The sequence below is a fragment of the Corynebacterium sanguinis genome, from assembly GCF_007641235.1.
GTDB lineage: Bacteria > Actinomycetota > Actinomycetes > Mycobacteriales > Mycobacteriaceae > Corynebacterium > Corynebacterium sanguinis.
In genome coordinates, this window is sequence record NZ_CP038157.1 from 419,530 (window position 1) to 435,509 (window position 15,980).

Annotated in this window: 16 protein-coding genes; 5 read left to right on the forward strand and 11 right to left on the reverse strand. The window is 67.2% G+C overall.

Translation table 11 applies throughout. The annotated features are described in order from the left end of the window. Positions 1–81 precede the first annotated feature (81 nt). Positions 82–675, forward strand: coding sequence for an AMIN-like domain-containing (lipo)protein (locus E3227_RS02020; RefSeq protein WP_144317395.1), 594 nt, complete (start codon positions 82–84; stop codon positions 673–675). An 8-nt stretch (positions 676–683) separates the two neighbouring features. Here E3227_RS02020 and E3227_RS02025 read toward each other — a convergent pair whose 3' ends face one another. The 3 genes from E3227_RS02025 to E3227_RS02035 all read right to left on the reverse strand — a co-directional run bounded on the left by E3227_RS02025 (position 684) and on the right by E3227_RS02035 (position 3,641). Continuing rightward, positions 684–2,228 carry a Y-family DNA polymerase gene (locus E3227_RS02025; RefSeq protein WP_144317396.1) on the reverse strand — a complete coding sequence of 515 codons (1,545 nt, stop codon included), beginning with the start codon at positions 2,226–2,228 and terminating at the stop codon, positions 684–686. Position 2,229: 1 nt separating this feature from the next. Continuing rightward, entirely contained in the window at positions 2,230–2,919 is a 690-nt protein-coding gene (locus E3227_RS02030) for a hypothetical protein (RefSeq protein ID WP_246062723.1), read from the reverse strand. 74 nt (positions 2,920–2,993) lie between these two features. Then, on the reverse strand, positions 2,994–3,641 hold the full coding sequence (locus E3227_RS02035; protein ID WP_144317397.1) for a LuxR C-terminal-related transcriptional regulator: 648 nt from the start codon (positions 3,639–3,641) through the stop codon (positions 2,994–2,996). A gap of 76 nt (positions 3,642–3,717) precedes the next feature. On the opposite strand from E3227_RS02035, the gene E3227_RS02040 reads away from it, so the two are divergent. Then, the gene (locus E3227_RS02040; RefSeq protein WP_144317398.1) at positions 3,718–4,803 is read left to right on the forward strand and encodes an oxidoreductase; all 1,086 of its coding nucleotides are present in this window, start codon (positions 3,718–3,720) and stop codon (positions 4,801–4,803) included. 3 nt (positions 4,804–4,806) lie between these two features. Here E3227_RS02040 and E3227_RS02045 read toward each other — a convergent pair whose 3' ends face one another. Next, positions 4,807–5,994, reverse strand: coding sequence for an ATP-binding protein (locus tag E3227_RS02045; protein ID WP_144317399.1), 1,188 nt, complete (start codon positions 5,992–5,994; stop codon positions 4,807–4,809). A gap of 112 nt (positions 5,995–6,106) precedes the next feature. Here E3227_RS02045 and E3227_RS02050 point away from each other — a divergent pair, with 112 nt between their 5' ends. Next, entirely contained in the window at positions 6,107–7,171 is a 1,065-nt protein-coding gene (locus E3227_RS02050; RefSeq protein WP_144317400.1) for a PspC domain-containing protein, read from the forward strand. A 3-nt stretch (positions 7,172–7,174) separates the two neighbouring features. Here the strand turns inward: E3227_RS02050 and guaA are convergent, their stop codons facing one another. The 3 genes from guaA to guaB are packed head-to-tail and all read right to left on the reverse strand — an operon-like array spanning position 7,175 to position 11,522. After that, positions 7,175–8,731, reverse strand: coding sequence for a glutamine-hydrolyzing GMP synthase (gene guaA / locus E3227_RS02055; protein ID WP_136650836.1), 1,557 nt, complete (start codon positions 8,729–8,731; stop codon positions 7,175–7,177). Positions 8,732–8,780: 49 nt separating this feature from the next. Further along, complete coding sequence (locus E3227_RS02060) at positions 8,781–9,947, reverse strand: GuaB3 family IMP dehydrogenase-related protein (RefSeq protein WP_136650835.1); 1,167 nt, start codon at positions 9,945–9,947, stop codon at positions 8,781–8,783. A gap of 51 nt (positions 9,948–9,998) precedes the next feature. Further along, positions 9,999–11,522, reverse strand: coding sequence for an IMP dehydrogenase (gene guaB, locus E3227_RS02065; protein WP_136650834.1), 1,524 nt, complete (start codon positions 11,520–11,522; stop codon positions 9,999–10,001). A 115-nt stretch (positions 11,523–11,637) separates the two neighbouring features. Here guaB and E3227_RS02070 point away from each other — a divergent pair, with 115 nt between their 5' ends. Beyond that, complete coding sequence (locus E3227_RS02070) at positions 11,638–12,009, forward strand: DUF5319 domain-containing protein (RefSeq protein WP_170228610.1); 372 nt, start codon at positions 11,638–11,640, stop codon at positions 12,007–12,009. On the opposite strand, the gene E3227_RS02075 is transcribed toward E3227_RS02070, so the two are convergent. Together E3227_RS02075 and E3227_RS02080 are read right to left on the reverse strand one after the other, a co-directional pair. Next, a complete protein-coding gene (locus tag E3227_RS02075; protein WP_211346242.1) occupies positions 12,010–12,771 on the reverse strand; it encodes a hypothetical protein in 762 nt (253 codons plus the stop codon). After that, positions 12,755–13,339, reverse strand: coding sequence for a sigma-70 family RNA polymerase sigma factor (locus E3227_RS02080; RefSeq protein WP_374058452.1), 585 nt, complete (start codon positions 13,337–13,339; stop codon positions 12,755–12,757). The genes E3227_RS02075 and E3227_RS02080 overlap by 17 nt, the downstream gene beginning before the upstream one ends. Before the next feature lie 324 nt (positions 13,340–13,663). Between E3227_RS02080 and E3227_RS02085 the strand changes: the two genes are divergently transcribed. Continuing rightward, positions 13,664–13,981 (forward strand): WhiB family transcriptional regulator, encoded by a 318-nt coding sequence (locus E3227_RS02085; RefSeq protein ID WP_136650832.1) that lies wholly within the window; start codon positions 13,664–13,666, stop codon positions 13,979–13,981. A 50-nt stretch (positions 13,982–14,031) separates the two neighbouring features. Here E3227_RS02085 and groL read toward each other — a convergent pair whose 3' ends face one another. Continuing rightward, positions 14,032–15,648, reverse strand: coding sequence for a chaperonin GroEL (gene groL, locus E3227_RS02090; RefSeq protein ID WP_136650831.1), 1,617 nt, complete (start codon positions 15,646–15,648; stop codon positions 14,032–14,034). A gap of 21 nt (positions 15,649–15,669) precedes the next feature. Further along, positions 15,670–15,969, reverse strand: a complete 300-nt coding sequence (gene groES, locus E3227_RS02095; protein WP_006839505.1) for a co-chaperone GroES — start codon at positions 15,967–15,969, stop codon at positions 15,670–15,672. Between the last annotated feature and the right edge of the window lie 11 nt (positions 15,970–15,980).

Sequence of the window (15,980 nt, forward strand, 5' to 3'; positions counted from 1 at the left end):
TAGGCAACAGTTTTGTAACCTTTTTATCTCAGTGGTGCTCGTGATTTCGTTCTAACGCTACGACTGGATACGGTGACAGATATGTCTTTGGTGGTTAGACGTTTACGGGGAATAGGTGCCGCGATCGCCGCGACCGCATTCGCCGTATCTTCGTGCGCTGCCCCGGATTCCTCGACCACCGCTGCGGATACCGTCTCGGCAAAGGTCGGTGTCGCCCAACGCGGGGCGTACGCTTCGCCAGCGGCCATGGACCAGTCCCCCAAAACGCAGCGCCCCGCCGAGCCCGCGCATCTCGCGGTATCGGCGATCACGATCGACAGCCACAGCGGGTTCGACAGGCTCACCGTCGATTTCGCGGGCACCGGCGAGCCGGGGTGGTTTGTCAACTACGTGCCCTCCCCGCTGCAGGAAACCGCAGGCAAACCCGTCAAAGTGGCGGGCAGCTCCTACCTCAACATCAATATCGACGGCACAATCAGCCGCTCCGAAGCCGGCCTCGACGCGGCAACACCCATCGACATCTCGTCGAGCTCCTCGAACGTGGTCGACATCGTCCACGCGGGCACGTACGAGGGCCGCACCCAGATCGTCGTCGGCTTGCGCTCGACCCTGCCTTACTCGGTTCAGCTTCTCGACGACCCCACGCGCCTGGTCGTCGACATCTCCAAGGCCTGACTCACCTTCTAGCCGTACACCGCCTCCACCCGCCAGCGTTGCCGCGTCCACATCAGAAGCCACCCGCACGGCTCGCTGCCGTTTTCGCGCGTGCCCACCACCTGCAGCCGCGCGACTCTGTTGGCCACCCCGGCCCACCAGCCTTCGTCCACCGGCCATGGGCCTGCCCACCCGGTGACCAGGTACCGCTTGTCACCCCACCCCAGCGCGTAGGGTGCGGATGTGAGGAGCACCTCGGCGGTGACTCTGACTGGTTTGGCGGTGGCGTCGATAAGCAGCACTTTGGAGGATGGGTGTTCGATGCCCCCGCCGAGGCGCGCCGGAAGCGGCGGGGGGATCGCCCCCGGCCACGGCGCCGCCTGCGGCTCGTTGACGCTTTCTCCGTACGGCACCAGCTCGATGCGCTCGGCCACGCCGCGCCCGCCGACGAGCCTGGGCTGCACCACAGCGTCGATGCCGAGCTGCGACTGCACCCGCTCCACCACGCGGCGCGCCTCATCCGTGGTTGTCCCGTCCGCCCACAGCTCGCCGACGACCTCGGGCTGCGCCAGCTCGAGCGGCTCGAGGATCAGCGAGGTGATCTGGCCTGCGCCGCCTCCGGTGAGCCAGCCGTCGAGCTGCCAGCGCACCCGGTCCGCCGTGGCGGACTCACTTAAGCCCTCCCGGGTGCGCCACACGCGCTCAACGCGCTCGCCGCTGCCCAGCTCCGCGGTGACTTTCAGACGCAGGCACACCTTCCCCGCCTCCTTGAGCCGCTCGTGCAGGCTCGCCGCCAGGGCGCGGGCCGCGAACGCCGCCGCGTCGACGCGCTCGATCGGGTCCTCAGGGGTGATCGCCACCGCCAGGTCCGCCACGGGCAGCTCCGGGGCGACGCGGCGGTCCGGTGCCGCGCGGGCGATGCGGTGGATGTACGTGCCGCGCGCGCCGAAGCGCGTGGACATCGCCGTTGCGGGCACGTTGGCGATGTCGCCTAGGGTGGCCAGGCCGAGCTGGCCGAGCGCCTTGACGGTCTCCGCGTCGGCCGCCAGAGCCACCTCGGCGAGCAGGACGCGCAGCGGCTGCGCCGCCAGGAACTGCGCCGACTCGCCCTTCGGGACAAGCGCCGAGGACCGCGTAGCGACGATCGCCGTGGCCAGCTCGTCCGCCGCCCCGGCAAAGGCATCGATACCGCGGCGCGCGGCGGCGTCGATAAGCATCTCAACCGCGATGTCCTCGCCGCCGTGGAACTTCGCGGCGGCGGCGAGATCCACCACGACCAGCCCTGGGCGCACAACCTCGACGGAGGAGGCGACGTCGTCGAAACCCGCGGCCAGGGCCGCGAACATCCGCCCGTCGCGATCTGGGTTGTCCTCGACAACCGTGAGCTCCGGGACCAGCGCCTGGGCGTGGCGCAGCAGCATCCCCCGGCGCAGCCCGCGGGAGCGCGCCTGGCGCGAGCACACCTTGATGCGGTGCTGCGCGACCACGGCGACGGGCTCGGGCAGCACATCGTCGGCGTCGAGGCGCGCAGCCTGCACGGGCCAGTCCGGAAACCAGATCGCGGCCACCCGCATCTCACCTCACCGCCCTCACGCCCGCGGGCCGCGGGGCCTGGCCCAGGGTGATCACCGTCGAGGCGGTGCGGCGCCCGGCCGCTTCGACGCGCATGTCCATGCCCACGATGCGCCCGGCGCCGCGGCCGATGCCGTGGAACCCGGCGAGTGTACCGGTGATGCTCAGCGCCGGCGAGGGGACCCGGGCGTTGACCGTGAGCAACGCGGCTTTCCCCTTGCGCACGCGCGCCAACAGCGGCCTCGCGCGCACCGGGCTCAGGTTCAAGGGCTGGGGCGTGTGCAGCACCACTAGGTCGAGGCCCTCGACCAGCACCCCGGCGACGGCCAGCGGGTCGATGCCCGGCTCGGGCACCGCGATGACCCGTTCTAGGGTGGCCACACCGGCGTAGGAGAGCTCGGGCCAGCCCACCACGGCTGCGAACCCTCCCTCGGCGGTGACGCGGTCGATGATCTCCACCACCAGCGCGGGCGTGTCGCTGATGTGGGTCACAGCCCGGCGCGGCACCCCACCATCAGGCAAAACGCGGTGGAACTGGTCACCGACTCCGAGCACGTCCGCGTCCGGCAAGACGCGCTGCGGCGCGTGCGCCCCCATATCGGCCATGCGCGAACGCAGCTCAGCGATGCGCTCGGCCCGGGTGGGCTCGAGCGCCTGCGGCTCCGCGGATAGTCGAATAGGTGTTCCACTCACGCCACTAAGTATGCACCCGCGCCGCGACACCGGCAACAGGCGAGGTCGAACGTACTTTCTATGATTTTACGGCGCTAATCCAACGCGCGGTCCGCCGCCCAGCGCGTCAACTGGTGCCGGTTCGACGTCTGCGTCTTGCGCAGGATATTCGACGCGTGCGTCTCCACCGTTTTCACCGAAATGAACAGCTGCGTGCCAATTTCCTTGTAGGTGTAGCCGCGGGCGAGGAGGCGGAGAACTTCCAGCTCGCGCCTGGTGAGGGCGTCGACAAGCGGGTCCTCAACCTTGACGGGCTCGCCCTCCGGGTCTTCGACCACCCCGCCGGAGGCGAACGCGTCGAGCACGAACCCCGCCAGCCGCGGGGAGAAGTAGGCATCCCCGCCGTGGACGCGCTCAATGGCCTCGGCAAGCTCGTCGCCCGCGATGTTTTTGGTCACGTACCCGCGGGCCCCGGCGCGGATCAGCGCGATGACGTCCTCGGCGGCGTCCGAGACCGACAGTGCCAAAAACTTTGTCGACGCGGCCACGCCCCGAATCACCGCGAGGCCGCCGCCGTCGGGCATGTGGACGTCGAGAAGCACGACGTCCGGCTCTTGGGCGTTGATGCCGCGGGTTGCCTCCGTGACCGTGCCCGCCTCCCCGGCGATGTCGAACCTGGAGGCGAGCTCGGCGCGCACGCCGGCGCGGAAAACGGAGTGATCATCAACCAGGAAGACTTTCATAGCCCCCAACTTACAGGGCGGCGTAGCATGGGGCCCGCCCACGAAAACACCGTATCTATTTCACCGAGAGGAGCCCATGACCTCTACCGATATCCTTTGGGAACCAATCACCGCCGGCGCCCTGAAGCTGCGTAACCGAGTGATGCAAGCACCGATGGGCAGGCTGCGCGCGGCCGCCGACGGCACGCCGACGCCCCGCATGGTGCGCTACTTCCGCGACCGCGCCTCCGTCGGGCTGCTCGTCACCGACGGCACCTCGCCCTCGCAGGCGGGCCGCGTCCAGTTCCTCCAGCCCGGCATCTACGACGATAAGCACATCCCCGCCTGGCGCAAGGTCACCGACGCAGTGCACGACGCCGGCGGAACCATCGTGGTCCAGCTCATGCACGCGGGCTGGAACACGCACTCGGAGATCACCGGTCTACCCGTGGAGGCGCCCAGCGCCGTCGCCCACGACGGCCACACCCGCGACGCCGAGGGCAACCACCTGCCCTACGCCACGCCTGCGGAAGCCACGATCGAGCAACTCGAGCGCGCCCGGGGCGAGTTCGTCGCCGCGGCGCGCCGCGCGATGGACGCCGGGTTCGACGGCGTCGAGCTCCACGCCGCGAACGGCTACTTCCTGCACACCTTCTTGGGCAAGAACTCCAACGTCCGCGACGACGAATACGGCGGCACCCCCGCCAAGCGCGCCGCGTACCCCATCTCGGTTGCCCAAGCCGTCGCCGCGGAGATCGGCGCGGACCGGCTCGGCATCCGCATCTGCCCGGGCGTGAGCATCCAGGGCGTCGACGAGTCCGACCAGGACCACACGCTGGCAACCTACGCCGTGCTTGTCGACGCCCTCGCCGACACCGGCCTCGCCTACATCTCGCTTGAGCAGCCCGACCTGGCCGGCCCGTGCGCGCAGCTTGTGCGCGACCGTTTTGCCGGCACCATCTTCGGCAACACGACCATCTTGGAAAAGCGCACCAGCTCGCGCGAGGAGGCCGTGGCGATGGTGGAAAACGGCTGGGCGGACGGGCCCGCGGTGGCGCGCCCGCTTCTGGCCAACCCGGACCTGATCGAGCGCTGGAAGACCGGCGCCGCGGAGAACACCCCGGATGCTTCCACGTTCTACACCGGCGGGGACACCGGCTACAACGACTACCCCGCTCTGTAGCGCCTAGACGCTCAAGCTCAGCTCAACCTCGGTGCCCTCGCCTATCGACGACCGCACCACCGCGCGTCCCCCGGCGCGCTCCATGCGTCCCACGATGGAGTCGCGCACCCCGTGGCGGTGCTCCGGCACCGCGTCGACGTCGAAGCCCGAGCCCCGATCGCGCACGAACACGCTGAGCTCACCGGCGAGGTTTTCCACGTACACGTCAAGCGTGTCCACGCCAGCGTGCTTGGCGGAGTTGGCCATGGCCTCGCGCGCGGCGAGCACGATCGGTTCCGTCGCCTCGCTAAAGGCCACGTCCTCGCCGACGGTGACCGGGCGGATCACCACCGAGTAGAGGTCCTCGACCTCCCCCGCCGCTTTGTGCAGCGCGGCGAACACCGTGGCGGTCGTGTGCTTACTGCGCGTGTCCTCAGCGTCGAAAAGCCATGTGCGCAGCTCGCGCTCCTGGCCGCGCGCGAGCCTGGCGACCTCCTCGGGGTCGCTGGCCCGCTTTTGAATCAGCGCCAGCGTCTGCAACACCGAATCGTGAAGGCGCGAGGCGATTTCCGCGCGTTGGTCCGCCACGGCCTTGGCTTGGCGCTCCTCCACAAGTGAAGACGCCAGGCGCACGATGAGCGGGACGACGAGCAGCAGCACGCCGAACATGCTGGCCACGACCGCGACCACGATGTTGGCCGTGCCCGCGGCCTCGCCCGACAGCGCGATCGCCAGCACCCCGCCCATCACCAGCACGATGCCCAACGCCAGCGCCACGACATTGCTTGCCGACGACATCCCCCGGTCGTACGCCTGCCACGCCACCACCGCACCAACGGCGACGACGCCCAGGATGAAGGAAAACGCGCCACCGGCGCCGCCGACCACCGTGATCGACACGGCCGCCCCCGCCAAACCGACCGCCGCCATCAGCACGTACGACACCCGCGGCCAATCGCCGGTCGCATTGGCGTCAGGGGGTGTCTTCGTGGCTTCTAGCGGGGTAAACACCCACAGCAGCGCGTACAGGATCAGCCCCAAACCGCTGGCGAAGCACGACAGGGCCAACGCGATGCGCACCCACTGCACCCGCACCCCAAGGTGCGTGGCCAGCCCCGCCGCCGCTCCCGCAACGACGCGGCCGGAGCGGCGCCGCTCGAAACGCGGGTACAGCCGCCCCGGGGCAGGGGTATACGCGGTGGTAGAAGTCATGCCCCCGATTGTTGCACTTAAACTTCTCAGGCAAATCAGGGATAACCCTGAACCGCGAAATCAGGGCGCTTCCCGATAGCGCTTCGAGGCCCTCACGCGCGATCCTTAAGTCATGGACACCAACACCAGCATCGAGACAACGCTCAAAGACATGTGGTACACCCGCCCCGTACGCATTCCCAAAAGCCAGGGCGGCAACGCCCTGGTCGCCGGCGTGTGCGAGGGCATCGGAGCCCGCTACCAAATCGACCCCATCATCGTCCGCCTCGCCTTCGTCGGCCTGACCCTGACCTTCGGCGGCGGCATCTTCGTCTACCTCCTGCTGTGGATGAACATGCCCCGCTACGGCATGACCACCTCGCCATGGCGCGCCATCAACACCCCTAAAGTCCAGCTCAGCGCGCTGGAAAAGAAGGACCGCGACACCGGCTGGGCACTGCTTGTCGGCCTGATCATCTTCCTGCCCTCCATCACGATCGGCACGGGCGGCCTCGCCACCGCGTCCGTGATCACCCTCTTTATCGCCACCGGGGCGTTTTACCTGCTGCACCGCGCGCATCCCGCACCGCCGGCGGGGCTAAGCGTCTCCACCAGCGCCACCACCGCTGGGCCGCAGGTTGACACCTCCCACCTCACAACCCCCGCCGGCTACCCGCACCCCACCGTGGGTCGCACCACCCCGCCGCAGTGGGATCCCCTCGGCGTTGCCCCCGAGCTCTGGCACCTGCCGGAACCGCCAACGGAGCCCGTCGTCACGCAAGCGCCCAAGCGTAACCGGTGGGTGGGGTGGCTCGTCGGCCTAGGCATCGCATTGTTCACGGCGATTGTCCTGGTCAGCGCAGCCGGCGGATACATCATCTACAAACCCGAGGTGCCGGTGGACACCACGATCACCGCAACCGACGACCTCGCGTCCTCCTACAGCTCGGGCATCGGCGATGCGACGCTCGACCTGTCTGGCCTGAAGCCGCTTGACGACGACCGCGAAGTCGACGTCCAGCACGGAGTGGGCACCCTCACGATCATCCCTCCTCGGGACACCCGCGTGGAGTTCGCGTGCGGGGAAGGTATCGGAACCCACAACTGCCCAGACACACTCAACGAGGACGCCGACGGCGGGGTGCTGCAGCTCAACGTCACCGTTGGTATCGGTGACATTGAGGTTCGCGCGGCGTAGGGGCTACTCCCACTCGATGGTCCCCGGCGGCTTCGACGTGATGTCCACAACCACGCGGTTGACCTCAGAGACCTCGTTGGTAATGCGAGTGGAGATGGTCTCGAGCACCTCGTACGGCACGCGCACCCAATCAGCCGTCATCGCGTCTTCCGAGGCGACCGGGCGCAAAACGATCGGGTGGCCGTAGGTGCGTCCATCGCCCTGGACACCGACGGAGCGGACGTCGGCAAGCAGCACCACCGGGCACTGCCAGATCTGGCTGTCCAGGCCCGCGCGGGTGAGCTCCTCGCGCGCGATCGCGTCCGCCTGGCGCAGCGTCTCCAGACGCTGCTCGGTGACCTCGCCGATGATCCTGATGCCCAGGCCCGGGCCCGGGAAGGGCTGGCGGTTGACGATCACCTCGGGCAGGCCCAGCTCGCGGCCGACGGCGCGCACCTCGTCCTTGAACAGCAGCCGCAGCGGCTCAACGAGCTTGAACTCGACGTCGTCAGGCAGCCCGCCCACGTTGTGGTGGCTCTTAATGTTCGCGGTGCCCGTTCCCCCGCCGGATTCAACAACGTCCGGGTACAGGGTGCCCTGCACCAGGAAATCCACGGTGTGGTCCGACAGCACGGTGCTCACGGCGCGCTCAAAGGAGCGGATGAACTCCGCGCCAATGGCCTTGCGCTTCGCCTCCGGCTCGGTCACACCCGCCAGCTTGTCCAAGAACGCCTCGCGCTCGTCGACGGTGACCAGCTTCGCGCCGGTCGCGGCGACGAAGTCCTGCTCCACCTGTTCGCGCTCGCCCAGGCGCAGCAGGCCGTGGTCGACGAAGACGCAGGTCAGACGGTCGCCGATGGCGCGCTGCACGAGTGCCGCAGCGACGGCGGAGTCTACGCCGCCGGACAGGCCGCAGATCGCGTGCCCGTCCTCACCGATCTGCTCACGCACCTGCTCAATGAGCTGCTCGGCAATGTTCGACGCCGTCCACGACTGCTCCAAGCCCGCAATGTCGGTTAAAAAGCGCGTCAGCACCTGCTGCCCGTGCGGCGAGTGCATGACCTCCGGGTGGTACTGAACACCCGCAAACCGCTTCTCGACGTTCTCAAAAGCCGCCACGGGAGCACCCGGCGTCGACGCGGACACCACGAAACCCTCCGGGGCCTGGGTAACGGAATCACCGTGGCTCATCCACACGGGGTGCTCGGTCGGCAGACCGCCGTGGAGCACGCCGTCGGTGCTCAGCATCGTGGTCCGCCCGTACTCGCGCGCGCCGGTCTTCTCTACCTTGCCGCCGAGCGCTTGGGTCATCACCTGGAAGCCGTAGCAGATGCCGAAGATGGGCAACCCCAGCTCAAAGATCTCGGGGTCGAGCTGCGGCGCGCCCTCCTCGTAGACGGATGAGGGACCGCCGGAAAGCACGAGCGCCACGGGGTTTTTCTCCCGCACCTCCGCGGCTGTCACCGTGGAGGGAACGACTTCCGAGTACACGCGGGCTTCGCGCACGCGGCGAGCAATGAGCTGCGCGTACTGGGCTCCGAAATCGACAACAAGGACGGGGCGCTGCTGGGCTGTAGTCACAACTGCAGATATTAGCCGACGCGCCGCCGGCGAAAATACTCCGGCAGCGCTAGCGCTGAACCGTCAGACCAACCTTCTGGAACGACTTGATGTCCGTGTAACCGCACTTTGCCATGATGCGGCGCAAACCTCCGACCACGTTTGTCGTCCCGTTGGGTTCCGCAGCGGGGCCGTGGAGCACCCGCTCGAGGGGGATACGCTTGCCGAACAGATCGTAGGGCTCTACCGAACCCCGCGGGTAGCGCGGGTGCGCGGCCGCCGATTCCCAGTAGTAGCCCTGACCCCCCGCTTCCTCTGCCTGGGCAAGCGGCAGGCCAAGCATCACGGCGTCCGCGCCGCAGGCGATCGCCGCGGCGACATCCCCGCTGCTGAGAATCTCCCCGTCGGCAATCACGTGGACGTAGCGCCCGCCCGTCTCGTCGAGGTACTCGCGGCGCGCTGCAGCGACGTCGGCGATGGCGGTGGCCATGGGCACTCCCACGCCGACCGAGGGGTAGCTCGATACCGCTCCGGAGCCGACGATGACGCCCGCCGCGCCGGCGCGCATCAGGTGGGTTGCGGTGGTGTAGTCGTACACCGCGCCCGCGATCACGGGCACCTCGAGGCTGCCGATGAACTCTTTCAGGTCCAGCGGCTCCCCGCCCCGCTTGACGTACTCCGCGGAGATGACCGTGCCCTGGATAAACAGGAGCTCGGCCCCGGCCTTGATCACAACCGGCGCGAGTTCGCGGGCGTTCTGCGGGGAGACGCGCACGGCAACGGTCACCCCGGCGTCGCGGACTTGGGCGATGCGCTCGGAAAGCAGGTCGTGGTCGAGCGGCGCGGCGTGCAGCTCTTGCAGGGCAGCCGTGGTGTCACGGCTTGCGCGGCGGAACTCCGAAATCGAGTAATCGGAATCAGCGACTTCGCTTTTCACACCGGACCCCACAACGCGGGATACGGCCTCCTCGAACGAGGCGTGGCGCGCCAGGATCCCCTCGGCGTTGAGCACGCCCAGACCGCCGCGCTTTCCCATCTCGATCACGAACTCGGGGCTCGCCAGCGCATCCGTCGGGTGCGCAACCAGCGGCATGTCGAAGGTGTAGGCGTCGATGTGCCAGCTCGTGTCCACGTCCGAGGAGGACCTCGTGCGACGCGAGGGCACCAGAGAGATATCGCCTAGCCGGTATGCCTTGCGGGCCTCGCGCCCGATTCCGATCTCCACGTAATCGCGCATGTACGTTCGCTTTCTTGGGTAGTGGTCAGGTGGGCGTCGATAAACGGATGCTTAGCCGCGGTAGTTGGGGGCCTCGACGGTCTGGGTGATGTCGTGCGGGTGGGACTCGCGCAGGCCAGCGGTGGTGATCTGCACAAACTGCTTGGTCTGCAGCTCTTCGACCGACGACGAGCCGGTGTAACCCATCGCCGCGCGCAAACCGCCAACAATCTGGTGCGTAATCGAGTCAAGCTCACCGCGGTACGGCACGCGCCCCTCGATGCCCTCCGGCACCAGCTTATCCTCGCTGGCGACATCCGCCTGGAAGTAGCGGTCCTTGGAAAACGAACGCTTCTCCCCCGACAGCCCACGGCCCTGCATCGCGCCCATCGAGCCCATGCCGCGGTAGCGCTTGTACTGCTTGCCGCCCACGACGACGATGTCGCCCGGGGCCTCCTTTGTCCCCGCCAGCATCGAGCCCAGCATCACCGTGGATGCGCCCGCCGCCAGCGCCTTAGCGACGTCGCCGGAATGCTGCATGCCGCCGTCGGCGATCACCGGCACCCCTGCCTTGTGCGCCGGCACCGACGCCTCAAGGATCGCCGTGATCTGTGGCGCGCCCACGCCAGCGACGACGCGCGTGGTGCAAATCGAACCCGGGCCGATACCAACCTTGATGGCGTCCGCACCGGCATCGATCATGGCCTGGGCCGCGCTGCGGGTGGCGAGGTTGCCGCCGATAACATCGACCCGGTCGCCGAAGTCCTTCTTCACCCGCGCGACCATCTCGAGCACGCGGTTGTTGTGCGCGTGCGCCGAATCGACCACCAGCGCATCGACGCCGGCCTCGACTAGGAGCCCGGCGCGGTCGTAGGAGTCCTCGCCGGTGCCGATCCCGGCGGCCACCAGCAGCCGGCCCTGGCTGTCCTTCGACGCGTTGGGGTACTGCTCGGACTTGACGAAGTCCTTCACGGTGATCAGGCCGGTCAGCGACCCAGCCTCGTTAACGATCGGCAGCTTTTCCACCTTGTTGGCCGATAGCAGCGCCAGCGCTTCCTCCTTGGACACCCCGTCGCGGGCCACCACGAGCGGCATTGCCGTCATCACCTCGGACACGGAGCGGTCAAAATCCGCCTCGAAGCGCATGTCGCGGTTGGTGATGATGCCGACGAGGGTGCCCGAGTCATCGACGACAGGCAGGCCGGAGATGCGGAACCGGGCGCACAGCGCGTCGACGTCGTGCAGCGTCATCTCGGGAGAGGCGGTGACGGGATCCGAAATCATTCCGGACTCAGAGCGCTTCACAATGTCGACGTGCTCCGCTTGGTCCCGGGCGCTTAAGTTGCGGTGCAACACGCCGATACCGCCCTGACGCGCCATAGCGATCGCCATACGCGACTCGGTGACGGTATCCATCGCGGCAGACGCGATCGGGATGCCAAGCCGGATGTTGCGGGTGAACTGCGTCGCCGTCGACACCTCGGAGGGGACGATGTGGGATTCGGCGGGAAGCAGCAACACGTCATCGAAGGTCAGGCCGCGCAGAGCCACCTTGTTTGGGTCGTCTCCGCCTGTGAGTACTCGCTCGGTCGCCATAAACCGCATCTCCCCTTAAATAGAAAAGCCGATGTTCATCCCGGTCGTTTACGTCATGATATATCGCGGCACCGGAATTGCCCCATGTCGGGCTGGGCAATTAGGGTTAGGCAGTGTGAACTATGACGATATGATGCCCCTCGACCCGTTCAAGGATGACCCGAACGATCCGGCATCGTTTATCGAGGACGACGAAGTCGTCGAACCGCTCACCGACGAGGAGCGCGTCCACATCATCCGCGACCTCGCCCAGGTCCGCGAGTTCAAGGACGTTCTGCGCCCGCGCGGCATCCTAGGCATCTACTTCCTGTGCGAGGATTGCGAAGAGATGCACTACTACGACTGGGAAATTATGGAGCAGAACATGCTCGCCACGCTCAACGGTGAGCTGCCCCCGGTCCACGAACCAAGCGCCCAGCCCAACGTCGAGGCGTACGTGCCGTGGGATTACGCCCTGGGCTACCTCGACGGGCTCGACGCGCGCTAGCTAACGCAAGGCTGCTTCGTTCGCCGTTGACGGCGAGGTGGGCGGGGGTGTCGGCTCGCCCGTTGGCGTCGTCGCCGTAACCGGGGCGGCGCTGGTCGGCGCGGGCTCGGTGACGGTCTGCGTCACCGTCACGGTCTGCGTGACCGTCGCGGCCGGTTCGGAGGCAGGCTGCGGGTTATCGGAGGGCTCGGCCGCAACCGGGGCCGGGGCCTGCGGCTGCCGGGTCTCCGTCACCGTGACGGTGACGTTATTCTCCGGGTTCTCCGGGTTCTCCGGAGCTGCTGGGGCGTTTTCTCGCGCACCAATGGCGTTGACAAGCGCGCGTGCCTGATTCAGCAGGTTGCGCGCGCCCTCGACATCGCCCTTCGCGCTGGCGACCTCGAGCTCTTCGAGCGTGCTGGCAAGCTCGACCACGGAGGTGCGCTCGCCGAACACGGCGGTCGATGCACGCCACAGCGGGGAACCGGGCGTGGCGTTGTACAGTGCGGCGCCGGATCCAGCCACGATGACGGTCGCCGCGGCAGCGCCGACCAGGCCCGCGAGCAGCGGGTGGGGGCGCTTGTGGCGAGCAGGGGTCTTCACGACGGGGGCCGGGGGCATCTCTTGGTGGACGTCGTCACGCAGCTCAAGGAGCATCGCGGCGAGCGGATCGCTGCCGCCGGACGGGTCCTCGCCGCGGGAGAGTGCGGTGAGGAACGCGTCGTCGTCGACAAGCGACTGCAGCTCTGGCGTGCTGTCGTTGCCGTTATAGTGACGACTCATAGCTCCCACCTTCTTGGATAGCTTTTCTCAGGGTGGCTAGGGCGCGGTGCTGCGCCACTCGTACAGCGCCTGCGGTGCCGCCGACGGCCTCCGCTGTTTCCTCAGCGGAGAGTCCGACAAACACGCGCAGGATGATGATGTCTCTAGCCTTATCACTCAGTAAATCGAGAAGTTCACGAACTCTGTTACTACCATCGCTGACCAGTATGAACTCCTCCGGTGTCTCGCCGGAAAGTTCCTCGTCTGGAACCTGCTCCGTCGGGGAGAGCTTGTCACGCGCCAGGCTTCGGTGCGCGTCGGCAACCTTGTTGAACGCGATGCCGTAAACGAACGCCATGAACGGCTTGCCGCGATCAACGTACTTCTCAATCGAGGTCGCCACCGCGAGGCAGATTTCCTGCGCAACGTCTTCGGGTGTGGGCATGCGTCCCCCGCCAAGCCGAGCGCGGGCGTAGCGCAGCACGAGCGGGTGTATGAGCCGCACCACGTCCTGCAGGGCGCGGCGGTCACCCGCTGCAGCCAGCGGAACTAAACCCGCGAGCTGGCTGTCTACTTCCGACGCAGCCACTGCACTCCCTTCCGCACCCATTCACAGTTGGCGCACATCCTACGCTGCCGTACCTTAAACGGGCTAACTGAGGTGGGTAAATGGTCTTATTGGGGGCTATCGTCAAGAATTCACCGAGCTTTAACCTTCATCAAACTCCCAGCTTACTGCCATTATTTTCGCGGGCCTTTCAGGCTTTCAAGCTCAGCGTAACCCTCGCGAAACTCTACGTTAACCATGGCAGACTTAACTTCCTCCTTGGTGCACACACCGCAGCTATACAAAGGAAAACGCTGTGTGAATCCTCGTTCTCACGGCGCCGCGGATAAAGGAGTCTCAACTTTCATGTCTCAGCCTCAGCAGCTTCCCGGACCGAACGCAGATTTTTGGGATTGGCAGCTCCACGGCGCCTGCCGCGGCGAAGCATCAGAGGTGTTCTACCATCCGGACGGCGAGCGAGGACGCGCCCGCACCCAGCGTGAAAACCGCGCCAAGGCCATCTGCTACAACTGCCCGGTGCTGTCGCAGTGCCGCGACCACGCGCTGCAGGTAGCCGAGCCCTACGGCATCTGGGGCGGCATGAGCGAGTCCGAGCGCCAGGCCATCCTGCGCGCCGGCTCCTCGCGCGGCGGGATGAAGGTCGCCGCGGTCTCCGCGAAGTAGACACCTTAAAAAGGGCCCCTCGCAAGGGGCCCTTTTTACGTGCGCTCTAACTAGTGGTGGTGGTGGTGATGACCGTGGTCGTCGCCGGACTCAGCCGGCTTGGTCACCACGGACGCCTCGGTGGTCAGGATCATCCGCGCCACGGACGCGGCGTTGACCACTGCGGAGTGGGTCACCTTCACCGGGTCGATGATGCCCTCCTCGATGAGGTTGCCGTACTCGAGCGTGGCGGCGTTGAAGCCTTCGCCGTTGGAGCGCTCCGCGACCTTGGACACCACAACGGCGCCATCAAGGCCCGCGTTCTCCGCGATCCAGTAGGCAGGCTTGGTCAGCGCGCGCGACACCGCGAGCACGCCGGTGCGCTGCTCACCCTCGAAGTTGTCGGCATACGCCTCGAGCTCGCGGGAGATCTGCACGAGGGCGGAGCCGCCGCCGGCGATGATACCCTCCTGCACGGCTGCGCGGGCCGCGTTGATCGCGTCCTCGACGCGCAACTTGCGCTCGTTGACCTCGGTCTCGGTGGCAGCACCGACGCGGATGACGGCGACACCGCCGGACAGCTTGGCCAGGCGCTCCTCCATCTTTTCCTTGTCCCAGGTCGAGTCCGTGGCCTCGATGTCGCGGCGGATCTTCGCGCGACGCTCCTCGACGGCCTCGGCGGATCCGGCGCCGTCGACGATGATGGTGTCATCCTTGGTCACCGTGACGCGGCGGGCGGAACCGAGCAGGTTCAGGGTGGCGTCCTTGAGGTTAACGCCGACCTCCGGGTCGATCACGGTGGCGTCGGTGACCACCGCGAGGTCGTCCATGAACGCCGCGCGGCGCTCACCGAAGTACGGGGACTTTACGGCAACGACCTTCAGCGACTTGCGGATGGTGTTGACCACCAGCGTCTGGAGCGGCTCGCCCTCGACGTCCTCGGCGATGATGAGCAGCGACACGGATTCCGCGGCGATCTGCTCCAGCAGCGGCAGGAAGTCGGGCAGCGAGGAGATCTTGCCGCGCACCAGCAGCACGCGGGCGTCGTCAAGCACTGCCTGGCCGGCGTCGGGGTCGGTCATGAAGTACGGCGAGAGAAATCCCTTGTCAAAGGAGATGCCCTCGGTCAGGTCAACGTAGGAGTCCATGGTCTGGGACTCCTCGACGGTGACAACGCCGTCCTTGCCCACCTTGTCCATCGCGCCGGCGACCATCTCACCGACCTCCGAGTCGCGCGAGGACACGGTGGCCACGTTGGCGATCTCCGCCGAGGCGGAGACTGCGGTGGCGCGGGCCTTGAGCTCCTCGACGGCCTTCTCGGCGGCGGCCTTGATGCCCTTGTTCAGCTCGACGGGGTTCGCGCCCGCGGCGACGTTGCGCAGGCCCTCGGCGACGAGCGCCTGGGCGAGCAGGGTCGCGGTGGTGGTGCCGTCGCCGGCGATGTCGTTGGTCTTGACGGCGACGGACTTGACCAGCTGCGCGCCGAGGTTCTCAAACGGGTCCTCGAGGTCAATCTCGCGGGCGATGGTCACGCCGTCGTTGGTCACTGCCGGGCCGCCGAAGGCCTTGGACAGGACCACGTTGCGGCCGCGCGGGCCGAGGGTGACCTTCACAGCGTCGGCGAGAACGTCCACGCCGCGCTGGATGCCCTCACGGGCCTCTTGATCAAATGCAATAAGTTTTGCCATGGGTGGCTCTAGACCCCGTTCCTACTTCTCGACAACGGCGAGCAGGTCGCGGGCGGAGAGCAGCAGGTACTCCTCGCCGTTGTACTTCAGCTCGGTGCCGCCGTACTTGGAGAACACGACGGTGTCGCCCTCCTTGACGTCGACGGGTACGCGGTTGCCGGAGTCGTCGAGACGGCCCGGGCCCACAGCGATGACGACGGCTTCCTGCGGCTTCTCAGCGGCAGAATCGGGGATGACCAGGCCGGAAGCGGTGGTGGTCTCCGCCTCAGCGATCTGAACCAGGACCTTGTCCTCGAGCGGCTTGATGTTGACGTTTGCCATGATCGATCAAT